The organism is Bacillus sp. PS108 (assembly GCF_037963335.1).
Lineage (GTDB): Bacteria > Bacillota > Bacilli > Bacillales > Bacillaceae > Bacillus > Bacillus subtilis.
Window position 1 is genome coordinate 1,689,302 of sequence record NZ_CP150155.1, and the last position, 24,299, is coordinate 1,713,600.

Consider the following 24,299-nt stretch of genomic DNA (forward strand, 5'->3'; position numbering starts at 1 on the left):
AGTGAAAAACATGTCAACACTATTATGGCTTTTAAGCTTTACGCTCCACGGCGTTCTTCTGTACGCTGTCATTATCCTGTATACGAGGCTCGCTGCAGTGAAAGAAACAGAAAAACAGCAAAAACAGATACTTGAAGAGACGGAAAACACCTTGGCGGCATTTCTGCTTGAATTAAAAGAAGAAAATGAGAAACTGATAGAAAATAAAGCTTCATCTGCAAGTCAATCAGATGAAGAATCCCAAAAGCCAGGCCTTCAGCACTCTGAAACATATCAAGAGCGGGATCCAGTTCAAGAGGCAGAGAATCTTCCTGAACATATTGAAGGTCTGATTACAGAGGTTGACCGTCGGGAAGAGATCGTAAACAGTGAGGTCCAATCATTTGAAGACCAGGTCATAGAATTATATGAACAGGGATATTCGGCAAGTCAAATTGCCCAGAAAATGAAGAGCGGAAAGACAGAAATCGAGCTATTTTTAAAATTTCGCTCCAAAGGTGTAAAGGATTCTTGATTGTCGGATAAAGCTGTGTTATATTATGTCTTGGTGTTAAATACACACGCTTAACGATTTATGCAGAGGGTGCTGCAGGCGGCAGTTCTGCACAAAAATGACCTAAGCGGAGGAAAAAAACCATTATATTAGGAGGAAATAACATGTCAGTCATTTCTATGAAGCAATTGCTTGAAGCTGGTGTTCACTTCGGTCACCAAACACGCCGTTGGAACCCCAAAATGAAGCGTTACATTTTCACGGAGCGTAACGGAATCTACATCATTGACCTTCAAAAAACAGTCAAAAAAGTAGAGGAAGCTTACAACTTCACTAAAAATCTTGCTGCTGAAGGCGGAAAAATCCTTTTCGTCGGAACAAAAAAACAAGCTCAAGATTCTGTTAAAGAAGAAGCTCAACGCTCTGGCATGTACTATGTCAACCAACGCTGGTTGGGCGGTACATTAACAAACTTTGAAACAATCCAAAAACGTATTAAACGTCTTAAAGACATTGAAAAAATGCAAGAAAACGGTACGTTTGATGTACTTCCTAAAAAAGAAGTCGTTCAATTGAAAAAAGAATTAGAGCGTCTTGAAAAATTCCTAGGCGGAATTAAAGATATGAAGGATCTTCCTGATGCATTATTCATCATCGATCCTCGCAAAGAGCGCATCGCTGTTGCGGAAGCTCGCAAATTAAACATCCCTATCATCGGTATCGTAGATACTAACTGTGATCCAGATGAAATCGATGTTGTTATCCCAGCGAACGATGACGCTATCCGCGCTGTTAAACTTCTAACTTCTAAAATGGCAGATGCAATCTTAGAAGCGAAGCAAGGCGAAGAAGAAGCGGAAGTTGCTGAAGAAACTGCACCAGAAACAGAAACAACAACTGCGTAACCTATTCAAAAGGTGATAAGAGGGACTGCCTTTTATCACCTTTTTTCAAGAAAAATGTGTAATATACATACTCTTGTTTAAACATATAAGGAGGAATACAAATGGCAATTACTGCACAGCAAGTAAAAGAACTGCGTGAAAAAACTGGCGCGGGCATGATGGATTGTAAAAAAGCGTTAACTGAAACTGACGGAGATATGGACAAAGCAATTGACCTTTTAAGAGAAAAAGGAATTGCAAAAGCAGCGAAAAAAGCTGACCGTATCGCAGCAGAAGGTTCTACTCTTATTAAAACTGACGGCAACAAAGGCGTTATCCTAGAAGTAAACTCTGAAACTGATTTCGTTGCGAAAAACGAAGGTTTTAAAGAGCTTCTTAACACTTTAGCTGACCACCTTCTTGCAAACACGCCAGCTGATGTTGAAGAAGCAATGGGCCAAAAAATGGAAAATGGCTCAACTGTTGAAGAGTACATCACAAGCGCAGTTGCTAAAATCGGTGAGAAAATCACTCTTCGCCGCTTTACAGTTCTTACAAAAGACGACAGCTCTGCATTCGGTGCGTACCTTCACATGGGCGGCCGCATCGGTGTATTAACTGTTCTCAACGGTACAACTGATGAAGAAACTGCGAAAGATATCGCAATGCACGTTGCTGCAGTTAACCCTCGTTACATTTCTCGTGATCAAGTATCTGAAGAAGAAACAAATCATGAGCGTCAAATCTTAACTCAGCAAGCCCTCCAAGAAGGCAAACCTGAAAACATCGTAGCGAAAATGGTTGAAGGCCGTCTGAACAAATTCTTCGAAGAAATTTGTCTATTAGACCAAGCGTTCGTTAAAAACCCAGATGAAAAAGTGAAACAAGTTATTGCAGCGAAAAACGCTACTGTTCAAACTTTTGTCCGCTATGAAGTTGGAGAAGGCATCGAAAAACGTCAAGAAAACTTTGCTGAAGAAGTAATGAACCAAGTGAAAAAATAATGGTGAAAAGATTTCGCGGCTAAGTCGCGTCTTTTCAGGCAGTATAGGGGACACATTTTGTGTTCCCTATTTTTAAAACTATATTTACAAACCTTTTTTTCTCTTGCATAATAGAAAACGGCAATGTTTACACTTGGAGGTTATCATGGAAAAACCAAAATACAAACGTATCGTATTAAAGCTTAGCGGGGAAGCATTGGCAGGAGAACAGGGAAATGGAATTAACCCGACTGTCATTCAATCCATTGCAAAGCAAGTGAAGGAAATCGCTGAGCTTGAAGTCGAAGTGGCTGTTGTTGTAGGCGGCGGCAACTTATGGCGCGGAAAAACAGGAAGTGACCTGGGCATGGACCGCGCGACTGCTGACTATATGGGAATGCTGGCGACAGTAATGAATTCGCTTGCTCTTCAAGACAGCTTGGAAACACTCGGAATCCAGTCCAGAGTGCAAACATCCATTGAAATGAGACAAGTTGCTGAACCGTACATAAGAAGAAAAGCGATACGCCACTTAGAGAAAAAACGTGTCGTTATTTTCGCTGCGGGCACAGGAAACCCATATTTCTCAACTGATACGACAGCTGCACTGCGGGCTGCTGAAATTGAGGCAGACGTTATTTTAATGGCTAAAAATAACGTTGACGGTGTGTATAATGCTGATCCTAGAAAAGATGAATCAGCTGTTAAGTATGAATCACTTTCTTATCTTGACGTTCTTAAAGACGGCCTGGAAGTCATGGATTCAACAGCTTCCTCTTTATGCATGGACAATGACATTCCGCTTATCGTCTTTTCTATTATGGAAGAAGGAAATATCAAACGTGCCGTTATCGGTGAATCAATCGGAACGATCGTGAGGGGGAAATAACGTGTCAAAAGAAGTATTAACTCAAACAAAAGAAAAAATGGAAAAAGCAATTGCTGCTTATCAGCGCGAATTGGCTACTGTACGCGCAGGCCGTGCAAATCCATCATTATTAGATAAAGTAACAGTTGAATATTACGGAGCGCAGACACCTTTAAATCAGTTGTCTTCTATTAACGTGCCTGAAGCTCGTATGCTCGTTATCACGCCATACGACAAAACAGCAATTGGCGATATCGAAAAAGCGATTTTAAAAGCTGATTTAGGTCTTACACCAACAAGTGACGGCAATATGATTCGAATTGCAATTCCGGCACTAACAGAAGAGAGACGGAAAGAATTAGTGAAAGTTGTAAAAAAATATGCTGAAGAAGCAAAAGTAGCTGTTCGTAACGTTCGCCGTGATGCTAACGATGATCTCAAAAAACTTGAGAAAAACGGAAACATTACTGAGGATGAACTGCGTGCTTCCACTGAAGACGTTCAAAAACTGACAGATGAATATGTGTCAAAAATTGACAGTGTCACAAAAGACAAAGAAAAAGAAATCATGGAAGTTTAATGAAAAACTATGTACAATAGATAATAGTGAAAAGACCCTCTCATGTTTACAGGGGGTTTTTTTGTTAATACTGTTGATTACATTGATTATCAGCAGGGAATGTAACCTTTTTGGGTGACGGAGGAATCTCATGCTCAACATACTCAAAAATTGGAAGAATCAGCAAACTGCGGCTTCCAACTTAGAACGTTATACAAAAGAAGACATACTTAAGGGAGAAATTCCCGAACACATCGCCATTATCATGGATGGAAATGGCCGTTGGGCTAAAAAACGCTCTCTTCCCAGAATTGCAGGCCACCATGAAGGGATGAAGGTGGTAAAAAGGACCACGAAGCTCGCAAACGAATTAGGTGTCAAAGTACTGACATTGTATGCATTTTCAACAGAAAACTGGAAAAGGCCGAAAATGGAAGTCGATTTTTTAATGAAGCTTCCGGAAGAATTTTTGAATACGTATCTTCCAGAGCTTGTTGAGGAAAATGTACAGGTTCGGATCATCGGGGATGAAACGGCTTTGCCGGCGCACACATTACGTGCGATTGAAAAAGCTGTACAGGACACGGCGCAAAACGACGGAATGATCCTTAATTTTGCTCTTAACTATGGAGGCCGTACTGAAATTGTCAGTGCTGCAAAATCACTCGCGGAAAAAGTGAAGGAAGGCTCTTTGAATATTGAAGACATTGATGAATCGCTTTTTTCAACTTATTTGATGACTGAATCTTTGCAGGATCCTGAACTTTTAATTCGAACGAGCGGCGAGATAAGGCTGAGTAATTTTATGCTATGGCAGGTTGCCTACAGTGAATTTGTCTTTACTGACGTCTTGTGGCCTGACTTTAAAGAAGATCACTTCTTGCAGGCGTTAGGAGAGTTTCAGCAGAGAGGCCGGAGGTTTGGCGGAATTTAGAGGATGGTGGACATGAAACAAAGAATTTTGACAGGTGTTCTGGCAGCAATTGTATTTTTATTTTTGGTTATTGTCGGGAAATTGCCGTTCACCATATTAATTTATGCTATGGGCAGTGTGGCGCTTTTTGAACTTTTACGGATGAAAAAGCTGAAGCTGGTTTCACTGCCGGGTTTGATCGGTCTTTTATTATTGTGGATGTTCTTATTGCCAAGCCAGTATTCGTTTTTTGAAGCGGACGGGATTTCCAAAATGGAAATCGCTTTATTTGCGGTACTGCTATTGCTGACTTACACAGTGTTGGTCAAGAACACCTTTACTTTTGATGAAGTCGGGTTTATTACGCTTGCAGCAATTTACATCGGAATGTGTTTTCATTATTTTATCGAAATCAGAAATCTTGACCAATACGGATTAACATACATTTTTTATGCGTGTGTTGTCATTTGGTCCACCGATTCCGGTGCCTATTTTGTCGGTAAATCGCTTGGGAAGCGGAAACTGTGGCCTGAAATCAGTCCGAATAAAACAGTGGAAGGGTTTGCAGGCGGAATTGTCATCGCACTTGTATTGGCGACGATTTTTCAGCTTGTTGCACAACTTCCGATCCCGTATATCTATCTGCTGTTGATCACGCTGTTTTTGTCTGTTTTCGGACAACTTGGAGATTTAGTGGAATCCGCCTTGAAAAGACATTACGATGTAAAGGATTCTGGGAATATTCTTCCCGGGCATGGCGGTATATTAGACCGTTTTGACAGTTTCTTGTTTGTCATGCCTTTCTTGTACTTTCTGCTTGCCCTTTTTTCATAAAAAAGTCTAATATGAATATGAGACTGATCATGCAGCAATAAGAATAGGAGTAGTGGCAACTTTGAAAAATATTTGTCTTTTAGGAGCAACAGGATCAATCGGCGAACAGACTCTTGATGTACTGCGTGCACATCAAGATCAATTTCAGCTGGTATCTATGTCGTTTGGCAGAAATATTGATAAGGCCGTTCCAATGATTGAGGTCTTTCAGCCGAAGTTTGTCTCTGTCGGTGATCTGGATACATATCATAAATTAAAACAAATGTCTTTTTCTTTTGAATGCCAAATCGGGCTGGGAGAAGAAGGGCTGATAGAAGCAGCAGTGATGGAGGAGGTTGACATTGTTGTCAACGCTTTGCTTGGAAGCGTCGGCCTTATCCCGACGTTAAAGGCAATTGAACAGAAAAAAACAATTGCGCTTGCAAATAAGGAAACTCTTGTCACTGCAGGGCATATAGTAAAAGAACATGCTAAGAAATATGATGTTCCGCTGCTGCCTGTTGACAGTGAGCATTCAGCCATTTTTCAAGCTCTTCAAGGCGAACAGGCTAAAAACATTGAACGCCTCATCATTACGGCATCCGGCGGAAGTTTTCGGGACAAGACGCGGGAGGAGCTCGAATCAGTAACAGTTGAAGATGCATTAAAACATCCAAACTGGTCAATGGGTGCAAAAATTACAATTGATTCGGCTACAATGATGAATAAGGGATTAGAGGTGATCGAGGCACACTGGCTTTTCGATATACCTTATGAACAAATTGATGTGGTTTTACATAAGGAGAGCATCATCCATTCAATGGTTGAGTTCCATGATAAAAGTGTGATCGCACAGCTCGGAACTCCGGATATGAGAGTCCCCATTCAATATGCGCTCACTTATCCTGACCGATTGCCATTACCAGATGCGAAAAGGCTTGAATTATGGGAAATCGGTAGCCTTCATTTTGAGAAAGCTGATTTTGACAGGTTCCGATGCTTACAATTTGCTTTTGAATCAGGTAAAATAGGAGGAACAATGCCGACAGTGCTAAATGCGGCAAATGAAGTAGCTGTCGCTGCCTTTTTAGCTGGCAAGATACCGTTTTTGGCTATTGAAGACTGTATCGAAAAGGCACTAACCCGCCATCAATTACTGAAAAAACCGAGCCTGGCGGACATTCAAGAAGTGGACAAAGATACCCGGGGATACGTCAATTCAATACTCACATAAGGTGGTATGTTCGTGAATACAGTTATAGCGTTTATCATTATTTTCGGAACGCTCGTTTTCTTCCATGAACTGGGCCATTTATTGCTAGCCCAAAGAGCGGGAATTCTCTGCCGTGAATTTGCGATCGGCTTCGGTCCAAAGATTTTTTCTTTCAAAAAAAATGAAACAGTATATACGATCAGGCTGCTTCCGGTCGGCGGGTTTGTTCGTATGGCCGGCGAAGATCCGGAAATGATTGAGGTGAAACCCGGATACACGGTCGGGCTTCTGTTTAATAAAGAAGATCAAGTTGAGAAAGTCATCATCAATCAAAAGGAAAAATATCCGGATGCTTTAGTCATTGAAGTGGAAACAGCGGATCTAGAGCATGACATGAAGATCACTGGTTATGAACAGGGGAAAGAGGACGAACTTTCCAGCTTTACTGTCAGCGAAACATCCTTTTTTATTGTAGACGGAGAAGAAGTGCAGATTGCGCCGTATAATCGCCAATTTGGTTCCAAACCTGTATGGCAGCGGATTAAAGCAATTGCTGCAGGGCCGATTATGAACTTTATTTTAGCTTACGTCATTTTAGTGATGCTTGGGCTGATTCAAGGCGTACCGTCAAATGAACCTATGCTCGGGCAGCTGACAGACAATGGACGGGCGGCTGAAGCAGGGCTAAAAGAAGGGGATTATATCCAAAGCATTAACGGAGAGAAAATGAGGTCTTGGACTGACATTGTCTCCGCTGTAAAAGAAAACCCGGAGAAAGAAATGGACGTTGCAGTAAAAAGAGATAACAAAACGCTTCATATTTCGGTGACTCCGGAAGCTGTTAAAGATGAGAACAAAAAAACAATCGGACGTTTCGGTTCCTATGCGCCGACTGAAAAAGGCGTACTCTCAGCGGTTGCTTACGGCGCGACATCAACAGTTGATGTCACCAAAGCCATTTTAACCAATCTGAGCAAATTAGTAACAGGCCAATTTAAACTCGATATGCTGTCAGGTCCTGTCGGCATATATGACATGACAGACCAAGTGGCGAAAACAGGGATCGTGAACTTATTTCAGTTTGCGGCGTTTTTAAGCATTAACCTTGGGATTGTCAACCTGCTTCCGATTCCGGCACTTGACGGAGGAAGACTGTTGTTTCTATTTATTGAAGCGATTCGGGGCAAACCGATTAACAGGGAAAAAGAAGCATTTGTTGTGTTTATCGGAGTAGCTTTCTTAATGCTTCTTATGCTGGTTGTCACATGGAACGATATCCAGCGGCTGTTTTTGTAAACGAAAAGTAAATCAATCAGAGGTGCGAAGAAATGAGACAAAGCTTGACGCTTATTCCTACGCTCCGTGAAGTTCCAGCTGATGCCGAAGCAAAAAGTCATCAGCTTCTTCTGAGAGCAGGATTTATCAGACAGAATACGAGCGGGGTATACAGCTATATGCCTCTTGCGTATAAGGTGATTCAAAACATTCAGCAGATTGTTCGAGAGGAAATGGAGAAAATTGATGCCGTAGAAATGCTCATGCCCGCATTGCAGCAGGCAGAGACATGGCAGGAATCAGGCAGATGGTATACGTATGGTCCCGAACTGATGAGACTAAAAGACCGTCATGGCCGTGAATTTGCTTTAGGGGCAACGCATGAAGAGGTTATCACTTCGCTTGTTCGCGATGAGGTTAAATCTTATAAGCGTCTCCCTCTGACTCTTTATCAAATTCAGTCTAAGTTCAGAGATGAAAAACGTCCTCGCTTCGGTTTGTTAAGAGGCCGCGAATTTATTATGAAGGATGCGTACTCTTTCCATGCATCTGCAGAGAGCCTGGATGAAACGTATCAAAAAATGTACGAGGCCTATTCTAATATTTTTGCCCGCTGCGGCATTAATGTAAGACCTGTTATCGCTGATTCAGGCGCAATGGGAGGAAAGGATACGCACGAATTTATGGCACTTTCTGCGATCGGAGAGGATACGATTGCGTATTCTGATGAATCACAGTACGCGGCTAATATCGAGATGGCTGAAGTTCTTCACCAGGAAGTTCCTTCAGATGAAGAGCCTAAAGCTCTAGAGAAGGTTCATACGCCTAACGTGAAAACAATCGAAGAACTGACTGCGTTCTTACAGGTTTCGGCTGAAGCGTGCATTAAGTCAGTATTGTTTAAAGCTGATGACCGTTTTGTCTTAGTGCTTGTAAGAGGGGATCATGAAGTTAACGATATTAAAGTGAAAAACTTGCTTCATGCAGAAGTTGTAGAGCTTGCTACACATGAAGAGGTCATTCAGCAGCTCGGAACAGAGCCAGGCTTTGTAGGCCCTGTCGGTATTCATCAGGATGTGGAAGTATATGCTGATCAAGCTGTGAAAGCAATGGTTAATGCTGTTGCCGGGGCAAATGAAGGAGATCATCATTATAAAAATGTCAATGTGAATCGTGACGCGCAAATTAAAGAATTTGCTGATCTTCGTTTTATTAAAGAAGGTGATCCTTCACCAGACGGCAAGGGAACGATCCGTTTTGCTGAGGGAATCGAAGTCGGACAAGTCTTTAAGCTCGGAACACGCTATTCAGAAGCGATGAATGCGACATATTTAGATGAAAACGGACGCGCGCAGCCAATGCTGATGGGCTGTTACGGAATCGGTGTATCAAGAACGCTTTCTGCTATTGCTGAACAGCATCACGACGAAAAAGGATTAATATGGCCAAAAAGCGTTGCCCCGTACGATCTTCATATTCTTGCATTGAACATGAAAAACGATGGGCAAAGAGAGCTTGCTGAAAAGCTGTATGCCGATTTAAAAGCGGAAGGCTATGAAGTGCTCTATGACGACCGTGCTGAGCGTGCCGGTGTAAAATTCGCTGATTCAGATCTAATCGGCCTTCCAATCCGCATCACTGTCGGAAAACGAGCTGACGAAGGAATCGTCGAAGTGAAAATTCGTCAAACTGGTGAGTCAACTGAGATTTCAGTAGACGAATTATCTGCGTTTATCAGCAAGCAGTAATCACCATAACGATTTATCAAAAAACATGTTAAAATAGAAATAATAGAAGGTACCTCATTGCCTGAGGTACCTTCTATTATGATGTTTTTAGGGAGGGATACTGTCTTAATGGAACAGTTATCAGTAAACAGAAGGCAGTTTCAAATTCTTCTGCAGCAGATTAATATGACAGATGATACCTTCATGACATACTTTGAACATGGCGAGATTAAAAAGCTGACAATTCACAAAGCTTCTAAGTCTTGGCATTTTCATTTTCAATTTAAATCTTTGCTGCCTTTTCAAATATATGACACATTAACAACGAGGCTGACGCAATCGTTTGCCCACATAGCAAAAGTGACATCTTCAATTGAAGTTCAGGATGCCGAGGTCAGTGAAAGTATCGTACAAGACTACTGGTCACGCTGCATTGAAGAACTGCAGGGCATTTCGCCGCCGATTGTCAGTCTTTTAAACCAGCAAAAACCGAAGCTGAAGGGCAATAAACTGATTGTCAAAACCAAAACGGATACAGAAGCGGCTGCGCTAAAAAACAAATACAGTTCTATGATTCAAGCAGGCTACCGTCAATTTGGCTTTCCGGATCTTCAGCTTGATGCTGAAATATTTGTATCCGAGCAGGAAGTTCAAAAGTTTCGGGAGCAAAAGCTTGCGGAAGACCAAGAGCGGGCTATGCAGGCCTTGATTGAAATGGAGAAGAAAGATAAAGAAAGTGATGAAGACCAAGCACCATCTGGTCCTCTTGTTATCGGTTATCAAATTAAAGATAACGAGGAAATCCGAACACTTGACAGCATCATGGACGAAGAACGGAGAATTACGGTCCAAGGTTATGTGTTTGATGTGGAGACGCGCGAGCTGAAGAGCGGGCGCACGCTGTGTATCTTCAAAATTACAGACTATACAAATAGTATTTTGATCAAAATGTTTGCACGTGAAAAAGAAGATGCGGCACTGATGAAGTCTCTGAAAAAAGGAATGTGGGTAAAAGCACGCGGAAGCATTCAAAATGATACATTTGTCAGAGACCTTGTCATGATCGCAAATGACGTAAACGAAATAAAAGCAAAAACCCGTGAAGATTCAGCACCTGAAGGAGAAAAAAGAGTGGAATTGCATCTTCATTCCCCAATGAGCCAAATGGATGCTGTTACGGGTATCGGAAAGCTTGTCGAACAGGCGAAAAAATGGGGGCATGAGGCCATCGCTTTGACTGACCATGCTGTCGTTCAATCCTTCCCTGATGCGTATTCTGCGGCCAAAAAGCATGGAATTAAAATGATTTACGGGATGGAAGCGAATCTCGTGGATGATGGCGTGCCAATTGCTTATAATGCCGCACATCGTCTGCTCGAAGAAGAAACATATGTTGTTTTTGACGTTGAGACGACAGGATTGTCTGCTGTATACGATACCATTATTGAGCTGGCTGCAGTAAAAGTAAAAGGCGGAGAAATTATTGATAAATTTGAGGCGTTTGCGAACCCGCATCGTCCGCTTTCCGCCACAATCATAGAGCTGACAGGGATCACTGATGATATGCTACAAGACGCTCCGGATGTCGTAGATGTAATAAGAGATTTCAGAGAATGGATTGGCGATGATATCCTTGTCGCTCATAATGCAAGCTTTGATATGGGATTCTTAAATGTAGCCTATAAAAAGCTTCTTGAAGTCGATAAAGCTAAAAACCCAGTCATTGACACGCTAGAACTAGGACGTTTTCTCTATCCGGAATTTAAGAACCACCGGTTGAACACACTTTGTAAAAAGTTTGATATCGAACTCACACAGCATCACCGTGCGATCTATGATACTGAGGCAACCGCTTATTTGCTTCTGAAAATGCTGAAAGACGCAGCTGAAAAAGGCATTCAGTACCATGATGAGTTGAATGAAAATATGGGTCAGTCCAATGCTTATCAAAGATCAAGACCGTATCATGCAACATTACTTGCCGTGAACAGCACGGGACTTAAAAATTTATTTAAGCTTGTGTCACTTTCTCATATTCATTATTTTTACAGAGTGCCGCGTATTCCGAGATCTCAGCTTGAGAAATACAGGGAAGGGCTTCTGATCGGTTCTGCCTGTGACAGGGGAGAGGTTTTTGAGGGAATGATGCAAAAATCGCCTGAAGAGGTGGAAGATATTGCGTCATTCTATGATTACCTTGAGGTTCAGCCGCCTGAAGTGTATCGTCACTTGCTGGAGCTTGAACTGGTCCGTGATGAAAAAGCGCTGAAAGAAATTATTGCGAATATCACGAAGCTGGGGGAAAAGCTTAATAAACCGGTTGTTGCTACGGGAAATGTTCATTATTTGAATGATGAGGATAAAATCTACAGAAAGATTTTAATATCCTCACAAGGCGGGGCAAATCCGCTGAATAGGCATGAACTGCCGAAAGTGCATTTTAGAACGACAGACGAAATGCTTGAAGCTTTTTCTTTCTTAGGTGAAGAAAAAGCGAAGGAGATCGTAGTCACCAATACCCAAAAGGTTGCTTCTTTAGTTGATGACATCAAGCCGATTAAAGATGATTTATATACGCCGAAAATCGAAGGCGCTGATGAAGAGATCAGAGAAATGAGCTATCAGCGTGCAAGAAGCATTTACGGGGAAGAGCTGCCTGAAATTGTCGAAGCGCGGATTGAAAAAGAGTTAAAGAGTATTATTGGCCACGGATTTGCTGTTATTTACTTGATCTCTCACAAACTTGTAAAACGTTCACTAGATGACGGGTATCTCGTTGGTTCCCGTGGTTCCGTAGGATCTTCATTAGTTGCGACACTTACTGAGATTACTGAGGTAAACCCGCTGCCGCCGCACTATGTTTGTCCTGAGTGTCAGCATTCTGAGTTCTTTAATGACGGTTCTGTCGGTTCTGGTTTTGACCTGCCTGACAAGACATGTCCTCATTGCGGAACGCCTTTGAAAAAAGACGGCCATGATATTCCATTTGAAACGTTCTTAGGATTTAAAGGGGACAAAGTACCTGATATCGATTTGAACTTCTCAGGGGAATATCAGCCGCAAGCACACAATTACACAAAAGTATTGTTCGGAGAAGACAATGTATATCGTGCGGGAACAATAGGCACGGTGGCAGAAAAAACAGCCTACGGTTATGTAAAAGGCTATGCCGGAGACAACAATCTTCATATGCGCGGTGCCGAAATAGATCGGCTCGTACAGGGATGCACAGGTGTAAAACGTACAACTGGACAGCACCCTGGCGGTATTATCGTAGTTCCGGATTATATGGATATTTATGATTTTTCACCGATCCAGTTCCCGGCAGATGCCACAGGTTCAGAGTGGAAAACGACTCATTTTGATTTCCACTCCATCCATGACAACCTGTTAAAACTTGATATTCTCGGACACGATGACCCGACTGTTATTCGGATGCTTCAAGACTTAAGTGGAATAGATCCGAAAACAATTCCGACGGATGATCCTGAAGTGATGAAGATCTTCCAGGGAACCGAATCACTCGGTGTGACTGAAGAACAGATTGGCTGTAAAACGGGCACTCTTGGAATTCCTGAATTCGGAACCCGATTTGTCCGGCAGATGCTTGAAGATACAAAGCCGACCACTTTTTCTGAGCTCGTTCAGATTTCAGGCTTGTCTCACGGAACTGATGTATGGCTTGGCAATGCACAGGAGCTCATCCACAATAATATTTGTGAGCTGAGTGAGGTTATCGGCTGCCGTGATGACATTATGGTTTATTTAATCTATCAAGGCCTTGAGCCGTCCCTTGCCTTTAAAATCATGGAATTCGTGCGTAAAGGAAAAGGATTAACGCCTGAATGGGAAGAAGAAATGAAAAATAACAATGTCCCAGACTGGTATATTGATTCCTGTAAAAAGATTAAATACATGTTCCCGAAAGCCCACGCCGCGGCATATGTCTTAATGGCAGTCCGCATTGCTTACTTTAAAGTGCATCATGCTCTTTTGTATTATGCGGCTTATTTTACCGTTCGTGCAGATGACTTTGATATCGATACAATGATCAAGGGCTCTACAGCAATCAGAGCGGTAATGGAGGATATAAACGCTAAAGGACTTGATGCTTCACCGAAGGAAAAGAACCTTCTGACTGTTTTAGAATTAGCGCTTGAGATGTGTGAGAGAGGCTATTCATTCCAAAAAGTCGATTTATATCGCTCCAGCGCCACAGAGTTTATTATTGACGGCAACAGTCTTATTCCGCCGTTTAACTCTATTCCAGGGTTAGGGACGAACGCTGCTTTGAACATTGTAAAAGCTCGCGAAGAAGGCGAATTCCTCTCAAAAGAAGATTTGCAAAAGAGAGGGAAAGTATCAAAAACGATTTTAGAGTACTTAGATCGCCATGGCTGTCTGGAGTCACTGCCTGATCAAAACCAATTGTCACTGTTCTAATATGGAAAGCAGAATTTCTCAGAAATTCTGCTTCTATGCATACATAAGCGCAAAAAGTGCCATCGTAATATTAGAGTTTCTGTCACTTGCTTAGGTATGAAGGTAAGCGTATATCCATTTGCAATAAAAATATGGTTATGGTATAGTTTTATTGGAAATGCTAACGATTACCGAGGCAAAGAGTGGGGAAACCCGCTCTTTTGTATTGAACAGGAGAATTTTGTCTCGACATGTTCATCGTTTACTTTTTAGCCCCTGCTCTTTTGAAGCAGGGTTTTTATGCAGAGTGACGAGACGAATATGAGATCGACAGCACAAGGAGGAAGAACATGAGCAAAAAAGTGACTGACACCGTTCAAGAAATGGCTCAGCCAATCGTAGACAGCCTTCAGCTGGAACTCGTTGACATTGAATTTGTCAAAGAGGGCCAAAGCTGGTTCCTTCGCGTGTTTATTGATTCCGATGACGGTGTGGATATTGAGGAATGTGCCAAAGTAAGCGAAGCTTTAAGCGAAAAGCTTGATGAGGCAGACCCAATCAGCCAAAATTACTTTCTTGAAGTCTCATCTCCAGGAGCTGAGCGTCCGCTAAAGAAAAAAGCCGATTTCGAAAAATCACTAGGAAAAAACGTATACATTAAGACGTATGAGCCTATTGACGGCGTAAAAGTGTTTGAAGGTGAACTGGCTGAATTTGATGGACAAACAGTGACAGTTGAGATCACGATCAAAACAAGAAAGAAACGGATCAATATTCCGTATGAAAAGATAGCTAATGCAAGATTAGCTGTTACATTCTAATGAATACAAATGTTTTAAGGGGGGAGACCGTTAAATGAGCAGTGAATTATTAGATGCTCTCACGATTCTTGAAAAAGAAAAAGGCATCAGTAAAGAAATTATCATCGAAGCAATCGAAGCTGCGTTAATTTCTGCTTATAAGCGGAATTTTAATCAAGCGCAAAATGTACGGGTGGATCTAAACCGTGAAACTGGCTCCATCCGTGTATTTGCAAGAAAAGATGTCGTTGACGAAGTATACGACCAGAGATTAGAAATCTCAATTGAAGAGGCACAGGGCATCCATCCGGAATATATGGTCGGCGATGTCGTCGAAATCGAAGTTACACCTAAGGATTTCGGGCGCATAGCTGCTCAAACAGCGAAGCAGGTCGTCACACAGCGTGTGCGCGAAGCTGAGCGCGGTGTGATTTATTCTGAATTTATCGACCGTGAAGAAGACATCATGACAGGGATCGTCCAGCGTCTGGACAATAAATTTATCTACGTGTCTTTAGGCAAAATAGAAGCCTTGCTGCCGGTTAATGAGCAAATGCCGAATGAAAGCTACAAGCCCCATGACCGCATTAAGGTATATATCACAAAAGTAGAAAAAACAACGAAGGGTCCGCAGATTTATGTGTCAAGAACACATCCAGGCCTGTTAAAGCGTTTGTTTGAAATTGAAGTGCCTGAAATTTATGATGGAACTGTCGAGCTAAAATCTGTTGCCAGAGAAGCCGGCGACCGTTCAAAAATTTCTGTTCGCACAGATGATCCTGACGTGGATCCTGTCGGTTCATGCGTAGGGCCTAAAGGCCAGCGTGTGCAAGCAATCGTCAATGAATTAAAAGGTGAAAAAATTGACATTGTCAACTGGTCCAGTGATCCTGTAGAATTTGTCGCGAATGCGCTCAGCCCTTCCAAAGTGCTGGATGTCATTGTTAATGAAGAAGAAAAAGCGACAACTGTTATTGTTCCTGATTACCAGCTGTCTCTGGCAATTGGCAAAAGAGGACAAAACGCACGCTTAGCTGCTAAACTGACAGGCTGGAAGATTGATATTAAGAGCGAAACGGACGCAAGAGAACTTGGAATCTATCCGAGAGAACTTGAAGAAGATGATGAGCCGCTCTTTACGGAGCCTGAAACTGCTGAATCGGATGAATAAGAGGTGACTTTAGGTGAATAAACACAAAAAGATCCCATTACGCAAATGTGTAGTGACTGGTGAAATGAAGCCTAAAAAGGAACTGATCCGAGTTGTACGGTCGAAAGAAGGCGAAATCTCAGTAGACCCGACCGGAAAAAAGAATGGGCGGGGTGCTTATTTAACGCTGGATAAAGAGTGCATCTTAGCAGCAAAAAAGAAAAACATTTTGCAAAATCAATTTCAATCACAAATCGATGACCAGATTTTCGATGAATTGCTGGAACTGGCGGAAAAGGTGAAAAAATAAAATGTCTGGAATGGAATGGTTTCCCTTGCTGGGTCTGGCCAATCGAGCTCGTAAGGTCGTGTCAGGCGAAGACTTGGTAATAAAAGAAATCAGGAATGCGCGTGCAAAGCTTGTCCTGCTTACAGAGGATGCATCATCTAACACAGCAAAAAAAGTAACTGACAAGTGCAATTATTATAAAGTCCCTTATAAAAAAGTCGAGAGTCGCGCGGTTCTTGGACGCTCTATCGGTAAAGAAGCCCGTGTCGTTGTCGCCGTCACTGACCAAGGTTTTGCGAATAAGCTGATCAGCTTGCTCGATTAATATTTTTGGGGGTGAACGAATGGCTAAAATGAGAGTATACGAATATGCAAAAGCGTTAAATGTTTCAAGTAAGGAAATTTTGACCGCACTGAAGAACATGGATTTAGAAGTGAATAATCACATGGCCATGCTTGAAGAAAAGGCCATTAAAAAGCTTGATGCCAAATATAAAAAAGGCGGCGCAGCCGCTAAATCTCAACAGCCAGCAGAAACGAACAAAAACAAACAGCCACAAGGGGTTAATCAGCAATCAGCTGGAAATCAACCAAATAAAATTCGAGACGGAAAGAAGAATGACGTGCAGAATAATCAATTTAACAAAAACAAGAAGAATAACAACAACAAAAAAAATAAACGCAACAACAACAATAATAAAAACCAACATCAGCAAAAGCCTGTAAAGCCGAAAAAAGAGCTTCCTGAGAAAATTACATTCTCTGGCACTTTAACAGTTGGCGCACTTGCTGAAGAGCTTGGCAAAGAGCCTTCAGAAATCATTAAAAAGCTGATGCTTCTTGGCGTAATGGCAACCATTAACCAAGAGCTTGATAAAGACACAATCGAACTCATTGCATCAGAATATGGTGTTGAAACAGAAGAGGTCATTGTGCTTGAAGAAACAGAGCTGGAAAAATACGAAGAGCCTGATAATGAAGAGGATCTTGAAATTCGTCCTCCTGTCGTGACAATCATGGGCCACGTTGACCATGGGAAAACAACGCTTCTTGACAGCATCCGTAAAACAAAGGTTGTTGAAGGAGAAGCAGGCGGAATCACTCAGCATATCGGCGCTTATCAAATTGAAGAGAACGGCAAGAAAATCACGTTTTTGGATACACCGGGCCACGCCGCATTTACAACAATGCGTGCACGCGGTGCAGAAGTAACTGATATTACGATTCTCGTCGTAGCTGCCGATGACGGTGTCATGCCGCAAACAGTTGAAGCGATTAACCATGCAAAAGCAGCAGAGGTTCCAATCATCGTTGCTGTGAATAAAATAGATAAAGAATCCGCAAACCCTGACCGTGTGATGCAAGAACTGACGGAATACGGACTTGTCCCTGAAGCTTGGGGCGGAGAAACCATTTTTGTGCCGCTTTCCGCTTTAACTGGAAAAGGCATTGATGAACTCGTTGAAATGATTTTGCTTGTCAGTGAGGTAGAGGAACTGAAAGCGAATCCGAACCGTCAGGCAAAAGGAACGGTTATTGAAGCTGAACTCGATAAAGGCAGAGGGTCAGTCGCGACATTGCTCGTACAGACTGGAACATTGCATGTCGGTGATCCGATCGTAGTCGGCAATACATTTGGCCGTGTCCGTGCAATGGTCAACGACATTGGCCGCCGTGTGAAAACTGCCGGCCCGTCAACTCCTGTTGAAATTACCGGTTTGAATGATGTCCCTCAAGCGGGAGACCAATTCCTTGTCTTTAAGGATGAAAAAACAGCTCGTTCTGTCGGTGAAGCCCGTGCTTCGAAACAGCTTGAAGAGCAGCGCAGCGATAAAGCGAAGCTCAGTCTTGATGACTTATTCGAGCAAATTAAGCAAGGTGATGTAAAAGACATCAACCTCATCGTAAAAGCTGACGTTCAAGGATCTGCTGAAGCTTTAACGGCTGCACTTCAAAAAATTGAAGTAGAAGGCGTTAAAGTGAAAATCATCCATACAGGCGTTGGTGCGATTACTGAATCAGACATTATCTTGGCATCTGCTTCCAATGCAATTGTTATCGGGTTTAATGTGAGACCGGACGGAAATGCTAAGAGTACGGCTGAAGCTGAAAATGTAGATATTCGACTTCACCGTATCATTTACAAAGTAATCGACGAGATTGAAGCTGCCATGAAAGGTATGCTTGATCCTGAATATGAAGAAAAAGTAATTGGTCAAGTAGAAGTACGCCAAACATTCAAAGTATCTAAAATCGGTACAATTGCCGGCGGATATGTTACTGAAGGAACCATTACGCGCGACAGCGGCCTCCGTTTAATTCGTGACGGCGTCGTCATCTTTGAAGGCGAAGTAGATGTTCTGAAACGCTTTAAAGACGATGTGAAAGAAGTTTCACAAGGCTATGAATGTGGTATTACAATTAAGAAATACAATGACATTCGTGAAGGTGACATCCTTGAAGCGTTTGTCATGCAAGAAATTGAAAGAACGTGATCGGATTTGCGGAGTGTGAATGCATCATTTATGATGCAGGATCGCTAAAAGAAAAGCGTGCCGTTCTGAAGCGGGTTTTAACCAGGGTTCAAAACAAGTTCAATGTTTCGATTTCGGAGATTGGCTATCAGGACACCTGGCAAAGAACCAGCTTCGGAATCGCCGCTGTTTCTTCCTCTCGCGTTCAAACAGAAAAAGAACTGCAACGCGTCCTAGCGTTTATCGATTCTTTTCCTGAAATTGAACGGACGATCACTAGGACAGAGTGGTTTTAACTTAGAGGTGATTGAATTGAGTATGAGAGCAAACCGTGTCGGCGAGCAAATGAAAAAAGAACTCGGTGATATTATCAGCCGCAAGCTGAAAGACCCGAGAATTGGTTTTCTGACAGTAACGGATGTACGTGTATCAGGTGATTTGCAAATTGCAAAGGTGTATATCTCGGTTCTCGGTGACGAGAAAAAACGGGAAGAAGCGCTGAAAGGGCTGGCAAAAGCGAAAGGATTTATCCGATCCGAAATCGGCAGCCGCATCAGACTTCGAAAAACGCCTGAAATTGAATTTGAGTTCGATGAATCAATCGATTACGGGAATCGGATCGAAACACTGATTCACGAATTACATTCAGAGAAACCATCTGAATAAAAAATGAGAGGATAGGCGTATATCGTCTGTCCTCTTTCTTCGTTTAAAAGAAAAAAGCTCAAAAGAAGGAGTGAAAAGCAAATGGTTAACGGAGTTCTCCTTTTACATAAACCTGTTGGCATGACATCGCACGACTGTGTCATGAAGATCCGAAAGCTGTTAAAAACAAAAAAAGTAGGACATACAGGAACGCTCGATCCGGAAGTGTCAGGCGTGCTTCCGATTTGTGTAGGAAGAGCGACAAAAATAGTCGAATACTTAACTGAAAAATCTAAAACGTATGATGCAGAAATAACGCTTGGCTTTTCAACCACAACAGAGGATCAAACCGGAGAAACGGTGGAAACAAAGCCTGTCAATCACGACATTGATAAAGCGGATGTAGAAAAGGTTTTAAACAGTTTAAAGGGGAAACAAGAACAAATTCCGCCCATGTATTCCGCTGTAAAAGTAAACGGCAAAAAATTATACGAATACGCAAGAGCAGGGATTGAAGTAGAACGTCCGAAACGTATGATAACCATTGAAGACATTGCCCTGACGACAGAGATTAAACATCATGGAGAAACCGCAAGCTTCCGGTTTACAGTGACTTGCTCCAAAGGGACCTATGTAAGGACGCTGGCGGTCATGATCGGAGAAAAGCTCGGATATCCGGCTCATATGTCTCATTTAATCCGTACGGCATCCGGAGATTTTTCTCTCGACGAATGCTTTACTTTTGATGAGCTCGAAGCACAGGCCCAATCCGGAACCGTGGAAGAGCATACAGTTCCTATTGAACGTGCGCTCAATCATTTGCCGAAATGGATCATAAGTGATACATTAGCTAAGAAAGTAGAAAATGGGGCTTTGCTTGAGACGCCCGAGCAGTTTTCTGAAATGACAAGTGAAGACCGTATCGCCGTCTTTACTGAATCCGGAACCTGTTTGGCGATCTATTTCCCTCATCCTGCAAAAAAAGGGCTGTTAAAGCCGGCAAAAGTATTGATGCAAAAAAGCGAACAATAGAAAAAAGGTGACCGTTCTGTGAAGACGATACATATTACACATCCTCATCATTTAATAAAAGAGGAGCAGGCAAAATCAGTGATGGCGTTAGGATATTTTGACGGCGTTCATCTCGGGCATCAAAAGGTAATCTGCACAGCGAAGCAAATAGCCGAAGAAAAAGGTCTGACATTGGCTGTGATGACCTTTCATCCCCATCCTTCTCATGTGTTGGGCAGAGATAAGGAACCTAAGGATCTGATTACGCCTCTTGAAGACAAAATAAATCAAATTGAACAATTAGGTACAGAAGTTCTGTATGTCGTTAAATTTAATGAAGTGTTTGCTTCTCTTTCTCCTAAGCAGTTTATAGACCAGTATATTATCGGCCTTAATGTGCAGCACGCAGTGGCAGGCTTTGACTTTACGTACGGCAAATACGGCAAGGGAACAATGAAGACCATGCCGGATGATTTAGACGGAAAAGCTGGGTGCACAATGGTAGAAAAATTAACGGAGCAGGATAAAAAAATCAGTTCTTCGTATATCCGTACCGCGCTTCAAAACGGAGATGTTGAATTGGCGAATGTCTTGCTTGGACAACCTTATTTTATTAAAGGAATTGTCATTCATGGTGATAAAAGAGGGCGGACCATCGGGTTTCCGACAGCGAATGTCGGTTTAAATAACAGCTATATCGTCCCGCCCACAGGTGTATATGCCGTAAAAGCGGAAGTGAACGGCGAAGTTTACAATGGCGTTTGCAATATTGGCTATAAGCCAACGTTTTATGAAAAGCGCCCTGAGCAGCCTTCCATCGAGGTCAATCTGTTTGATTTCGATCAAGAGGTATATGGAGCCGCTATAAAAATCGAATGGTACAAACGGATTCGGAGCGAGCGGAAATTCAATGGCATCAAAGAATTAACAGAGCAAATTGAGAAAGATAAGCAGGAAGCCATCCGTTATTTCAGCAATTTGCGGAAATAACTTGCAACGCACGCAAATTTTATTCTAAAATATTTGCATATAGGCACGATTTTTAGTATGATAGTTTTCGTAGTCTTAAAACCATTGCTTGGCAATCCGAAGTCACCGACGGTTGCTAGGTAACTGGGGCTAAATATGATTTGGAGGTGAAACAGGATGGCAATTACTCAAGAGCGTAAAAACCAACTCATCAATGAGTTCAAAACACACGAATCTGATACTGGATCTCCAGAAGTTCAGATCGCTATCCTAACTGACTCAATTAACAACTTGAACGAGCATTTACGTACTCACAAGAAAGACCACCACTCACGTCGCGGTCTTCTTAAAATGGTAGGTAAGCGTCGTAATCTTCTTACGTATCTGCGTAATAAAGACGTAACTCGTTACCGTGAGTTAATTAACAAACTAGGCTTACGTCGATAATCGTAAAAAGCGGGAGGATTCCCGCTTTTTTATCGTATTAAAGCGAAATTTCTTATAACAAATCATTGAAATCCTTTTACATACTACTTTGACATTGATATGTTCAATTCATTTCGTTCATAATAGGAGTAATTGATTATTTCACACAACGAAGAGAGGAGTTCGTAATTGTATGGGACAAGAAAAACATGTCTTTACCATAGATTGGGCCGGAAGAACGCTTACTGTTGAAACCGGCCAGCTTGCCAAACAGGCAAATGGTGCTGTGATGATCCGCTACGGTGATACAGCAGTACTTAGTACAGCAACCGCTTCAAAAGAACCTAAACCGCTTGATTTCTTCCCTCTTACTGTAAACTATGAAGAAAGATTATATGCGGTAGGGAAAATTCCGGGCGGATTTATTAAAAGAGAAGGACGTCCAAGTGAAAAAGCGGTTCTTGCCAGCCGTTTAATTGACCGTCCGATCCGTCCTTTGTTTGCCGATGGATTCCGTAATGAAGTTCAAGTCATCAGCATTGTCATGAGTGTTGACCAAAACTGCTCTTCAGAAATGGCTGCCATGTTCGGTTCATCTCTTGCACTTTCTGTATCGGATATTCCGTTTGAAGGACCGATTGCAGGGGTTACTGTCGGACGCATTGATGATCAATTTATCATTAACCCGACAGTCGATCAGCTTGAAAAAAGCGACATCAATCTTGTCGTTGCCGGCACGAAAGATGCGATTAACATGGTAGAAGCGGGAGCGGACGAAGTTCCTGAGGAAATCATGCTTGAGGCCATTATGTTCGGCCATGAAGAGATTAAACGCCTGATTGCATTCCAAGAAGAAATTGTTGCAGCAGTCGGCAAAGAGAAATCTGAAATTAAGCTCTTTGAAATTGATGAAGAGCTTAATGAAAAAGTAAAAGCTTTGGCAGAAGAGGATCTGCTGAAAGCCATCCAAGTTCATGAAAAGCATGCCCGTGAAGATGCCATTAACGAAGTGAAGAACGCAGTTGTGGCAAAATTCGAGGATGAAGAACATGATGAAGATACAATCAAGCAAGTGAAGCAGATTTTATCCAAGCTGGTGAAAAATGAAGTTCGCCGCCTGATTACTGAAGAGAAAGTAAGACCGGACGGCCGCGGTGTCGATCAAATCCGCCCGCTCTCTTCAGAGGTTGGCCTCTTGCCAAGAACGCACGGTTCAGGTCTATTTACAAGAGGACAAACTCAAGCCCTCAGCGTATGTACGCTAGGTGCTCTGGGAGATGTGCAAATCCTTGACGGCTTAGGTGTCGAAGAGTCAAAACGGTTTATGCATCATTACAATTTCCCGCAATTCAGCGTTGGGGAAACAGGACCGATGCGCGGACCGGGACGTCGTGAAATCGGACACGGAGCACTGGGTGAGCGTGCGCTTGAGCCAGTTATTCCGTCTGAAAAAGACTTCCCTTATACTGTCCGTCTTGTTTCAGAAGTGCTTGAATCAAACGGTTCTACATCTCAAGCAAGCATTTGCGCAAGCACACTTGCAATGATGGATGCTGGTGTACCGATTAAAGCGCCAGTTGCTGGTATTGCGATGGGTCTTGTCAAATCAGGCGAACATTACACTGTCTTGACTGACATCCAAGGCATGGAAGACGCGCTCGGAGATATGGACTTTAAAGTAGCGGGAACTGAAAAAGGCGTAACGGCCCTGCAAATGGACATTAAAATTGAAGGCCTTTCCAGAGAGATTCTTGAAGAAGCGCTTCAGCAGGCGAAAAAGGGCAGAATGGAAATCCTCAACAGCATGCTTGCAACATTAAGCGAATCAAGAAAAGAGCTTTCTCGATATGCGCCTAAGATCTTAACAATGACCATTAATCCTGATAAAATCCGCGATGTCATCGGACCAAGCGGAAAACAAATCAATAAGATCATCGAAGAAACCGGTGTTAAAATTGATATTGAGCAGGACGGCACAATCTTTATTTCCTCTACAGATGAAAGCGGCAACCAAAAAGCGAAAAAAATCATCGAAGACCTTGTTAGAGAGGTTGAAGTCGGCCAACTTTACCTAGGTAAAGTGAAACGGATTGAAAAATTCGGGGCTTTCGTTGAAATTTTCAGCGGAAAAGACGGTTTGGTGCACATTTCAGAGCTTGCGCTTGAACGCGTAGGGAAAGTTGAAGATGTTGTAAAAATCGGAGACGAGATTCTTGTCAAAGTCACTGAAATTGATAAACAAGGACGAGTGAATTTATCCCGCAAAGCGGTGCTCCGTGAAGAGAAAGAAAAAGAAGAACAACAATCTTAAATGAAAACATAAAAGGAGCCTGGGAGACCCGGCTTCTTTATTTTGAAGCTTTTCAAAAGCAGGCGGGTTCTACC

The 24,299-nt window shown here is 42.4% G+C and carries 22 protein-coding genes; all 22 read left to right on the forward strand.

Annotated features, from left to right (window positions below):
- The first annotated feature begins 10 nt into the window (after positions 1-10).
- The 22 genes from swrB (at position 11) to pnp (ending at position 24,225) form a co-directional block, all read left to right on the forward strand.
- On the forward strand, positions 11-514 hold the full coding sequence (swrB, locus tag NSQ16_RS08840; protein WP_015252089.1) for a swarming motility protein SwrB: 504 nt from the start codon (positions 11-13) through the stop codon (positions 512-514).
- A 143-nt stretch (positions 515-657) separates the two neighbouring features.
- Positions 658-1,398: a 30S ribosomal protein S2 gene (gene rpsB / locus NSQ16_RS08845; RefSeq protein WP_003220918.1), complete on the forward strand. Its 741-nt coding sequence runs from the start codon at positions 658-660 to the stop codon at positions 1,396-1,398.
- A 101-nt stretch (positions 1,399-1,499) separates the two neighbouring features.
- A complete protein-coding gene (gene tsf, locus NSQ16_RS08850) occupies positions 1,500-2,381 on the forward strand; it encodes a translation elongation factor Ts (protein ID WP_003231929.1) in 882 nt (293 codons plus the stop codon).
- A 145-nt stretch (positions 2,382-2,526) separates the two neighbouring features.
- On the forward strand, positions 2,527-3,249 hold the full coding sequence (gene pyrH, locus NSQ16_RS08855; protein ID WP_003220923.1) for a UMP kinase: 723 nt from the start codon (positions 2,527-2,529) through the stop codon (positions 3,247-3,249).
- A 1-nt stretch (position 3,250) separates the two neighbouring features.
- Entirely contained in the window at positions 3,251-3,808 is a 558-nt protein-coding gene (gene frr, locus NSQ16_RS08860) for a ribosome recycling factor (RefSeq protein ID WP_339232688.1), read from the forward strand.
- Between the two features lie 130 nt (positions 3,809-3,938).
- Positions 3,939-4,721, forward strand: a complete 783-nt coding sequence (locus tag NSQ16_RS08865; RefSeq protein WP_003231925.1) for an isoprenyl transferase — start codon at positions 3,939-3,941, stop codon at positions 4,719-4,721.
- A 3-nt stretch (positions 4,722-4,724) separates the two neighbouring features.
- Complete coding sequence (gene cdsA / locus NSQ16_RS08870) at positions 4,725-5,534, forward strand: phosphatidate cytidylyltransferase (RefSeq protein ID WP_003231924.1); 810 nt, start codon at positions 4,725-4,727, stop codon at positions 5,532-5,534.
- Between the two features lie 61 nt (positions 5,535-5,595).
- A complete protein-coding gene (gene dxr, locus NSQ16_RS08875) occupies positions 5,596-6,747 on the forward strand; it encodes a 1-deoxy-D-xylulose-5-phosphate reductoisomerase (RefSeq protein ID WP_003245155.1) in 1,152 nt (383 codons plus the stop codon).
- A gap of 6 nt (positions 6,748-6,753) precedes the next feature.
- The gene (gene rseP / locus NSQ16_RS08880) at positions 6,754-8,022 is read left to right on the forward strand and encodes an RIP metalloprotease RseP (protein ID WP_010886508.1); all 1,269 of its coding nucleotides are present in this window, start codon (positions 6,754-6,756) and stop codon (positions 8,020-8,022) included.
- A gap of 32 nt (positions 8,023-8,054) precedes the next feature.
- Entirely contained in the window at positions 8,055-9,749 is a 1,695-nt protein-coding gene (gene proS, locus NSQ16_RS08885) for a proline--tRNA ligase (protein WP_003231918.1), read from the forward strand.
- A 108-nt stretch (positions 9,750-9,857) separates the two neighbouring features.
- On the forward strand, positions 9,858-14,171 hold the full coding sequence (locus tag NSQ16_RS08890; RefSeq protein ID WP_163189412.1) for a PolC-type DNA polymerase III: 4,314 nt from the start codon (positions 9,858-9,860) through the stop codon (positions 14,169-14,171).
- A 329-nt stretch (positions 14,172-14,500) separates the two neighbouring features.
- Positions 14,501-14,971, forward strand: coding sequence for a ribosome maturation factor RimP (gene rimP / locus NSQ16_RS08895; protein WP_003231915.1), 471 nt, complete (start codon positions 14,501-14,503; stop codon positions 14,969-14,971).
- A 34-nt stretch (positions 14,972-15,005) separates the two neighbouring features.
- Entirely contained in the window at positions 15,006-16,121 is a 1,116-nt protein-coding gene (nusA, locus tag NSQ16_RS08900) for a transcription termination factor NusA (RefSeq protein WP_003231912.1), read from the forward strand.
- Between the two features lie 13 nt (positions 16,122-16,134).
- On the forward strand, positions 16,135-16,410 hold the full coding sequence (rulR, locus tag NSQ16_RS08905; protein ID WP_064911516.1) for a glucose-induced regulator RulR: 276 nt from the start codon (positions 16,135-16,137) through the stop codon (positions 16,408-16,410).
- A 1-nt stretch (position 16,411) separates the two neighbouring features.
- Positions 16,412-16,714: a YlxQ family RNA-binding protein gene (locus tag NSQ16_RS08910; protein WP_003220946.1), complete on the forward strand. Its 303-nt coding sequence runs from the start codon at positions 16,412-16,414 to the stop codon at positions 16,712-16,714.
- Between the two features lie 19 nt (positions 16,715-16,733).
- Positions 16,734-18,884, forward strand: coding sequence for a translation initiation factor IF-2 (gene infB, locus NSQ16_RS08915; RefSeq protein WP_064911515.1), 2,151 nt, complete (start codon positions 16,734-16,736; stop codon positions 18,882-18,884).
- Positions 18,881-19,159, forward strand: coding sequence for a DUF503 domain-containing protein (locus NSQ16_RS08920; RefSeq protein ID WP_003231905.1), 279 nt, complete (start codon positions 18,881-18,883; stop codon positions 19,157-19,159). The genes infB and NSQ16_RS08920 overlap by 4 nt, the downstream gene beginning before the upstream one ends.
- A 16-nt stretch (positions 19,160-19,175) precedes the next feature.
- Positions 19,176-19,529 carry a 30S ribosome-binding factor RbfA gene (gene rbfA / locus NSQ16_RS08925; protein WP_009967251.1) on the forward strand — a complete coding sequence of 118 codons (354 nt, stop codon included), beginning with the start codon at positions 19,176-19,178 and terminating at the stop codon, positions 19,527-19,529.
- Between the two features lie 81 nt (positions 19,530-19,610).
- Positions 19,611-20,540: a tRNA pseudouridine(55) synthase TruB gene (gene truB, locus NSQ16_RS08930; RefSeq protein ID WP_015252083.1), complete on the forward strand. Its 930-nt coding sequence runs from the start codon at positions 19,611-19,613 to the stop codon at positions 20,538-20,540.
- An 18-nt stretch (positions 20,541-20,558) separates the two neighbouring features.
- Positions 20,559-21,509 (forward strand): bifunctional riboflavin kinase/FAD synthetase, encoded by a 951-nt coding sequence (ribF, locus tag NSQ16_RS08935; RefSeq protein ID WP_014479803.1) that lies wholly within the window; start codon positions 20,559-20,561, stop codon positions 21,507-21,509.
- Positions 21,510-21,665: 156 nt separating this feature from the next.
- Positions 21,666-21,935, forward strand: coding sequence for a 30S ribosomal protein S15 (gene rpsO / locus NSQ16_RS08940; RefSeq protein WP_003220957.1), 270 nt, complete (start codon positions 21,666-21,668; stop codon positions 21,933-21,935).
- A gap of 172 nt (positions 21,936-22,107) precedes the next feature.
- Positions 22,108-24,225: a polyribonucleotide nucleotidyltransferase gene (gene pnp, locus NSQ16_RS08945; RefSeq protein WP_003231897.1), complete on the forward strand. Its 2,118-nt coding sequence runs from the start codon at positions 22,108-22,110 to the stop codon at positions 24,223-24,225.
- The last annotated feature ends 74 nt before the right edge of the window (positions 24,226-24,299 follow it).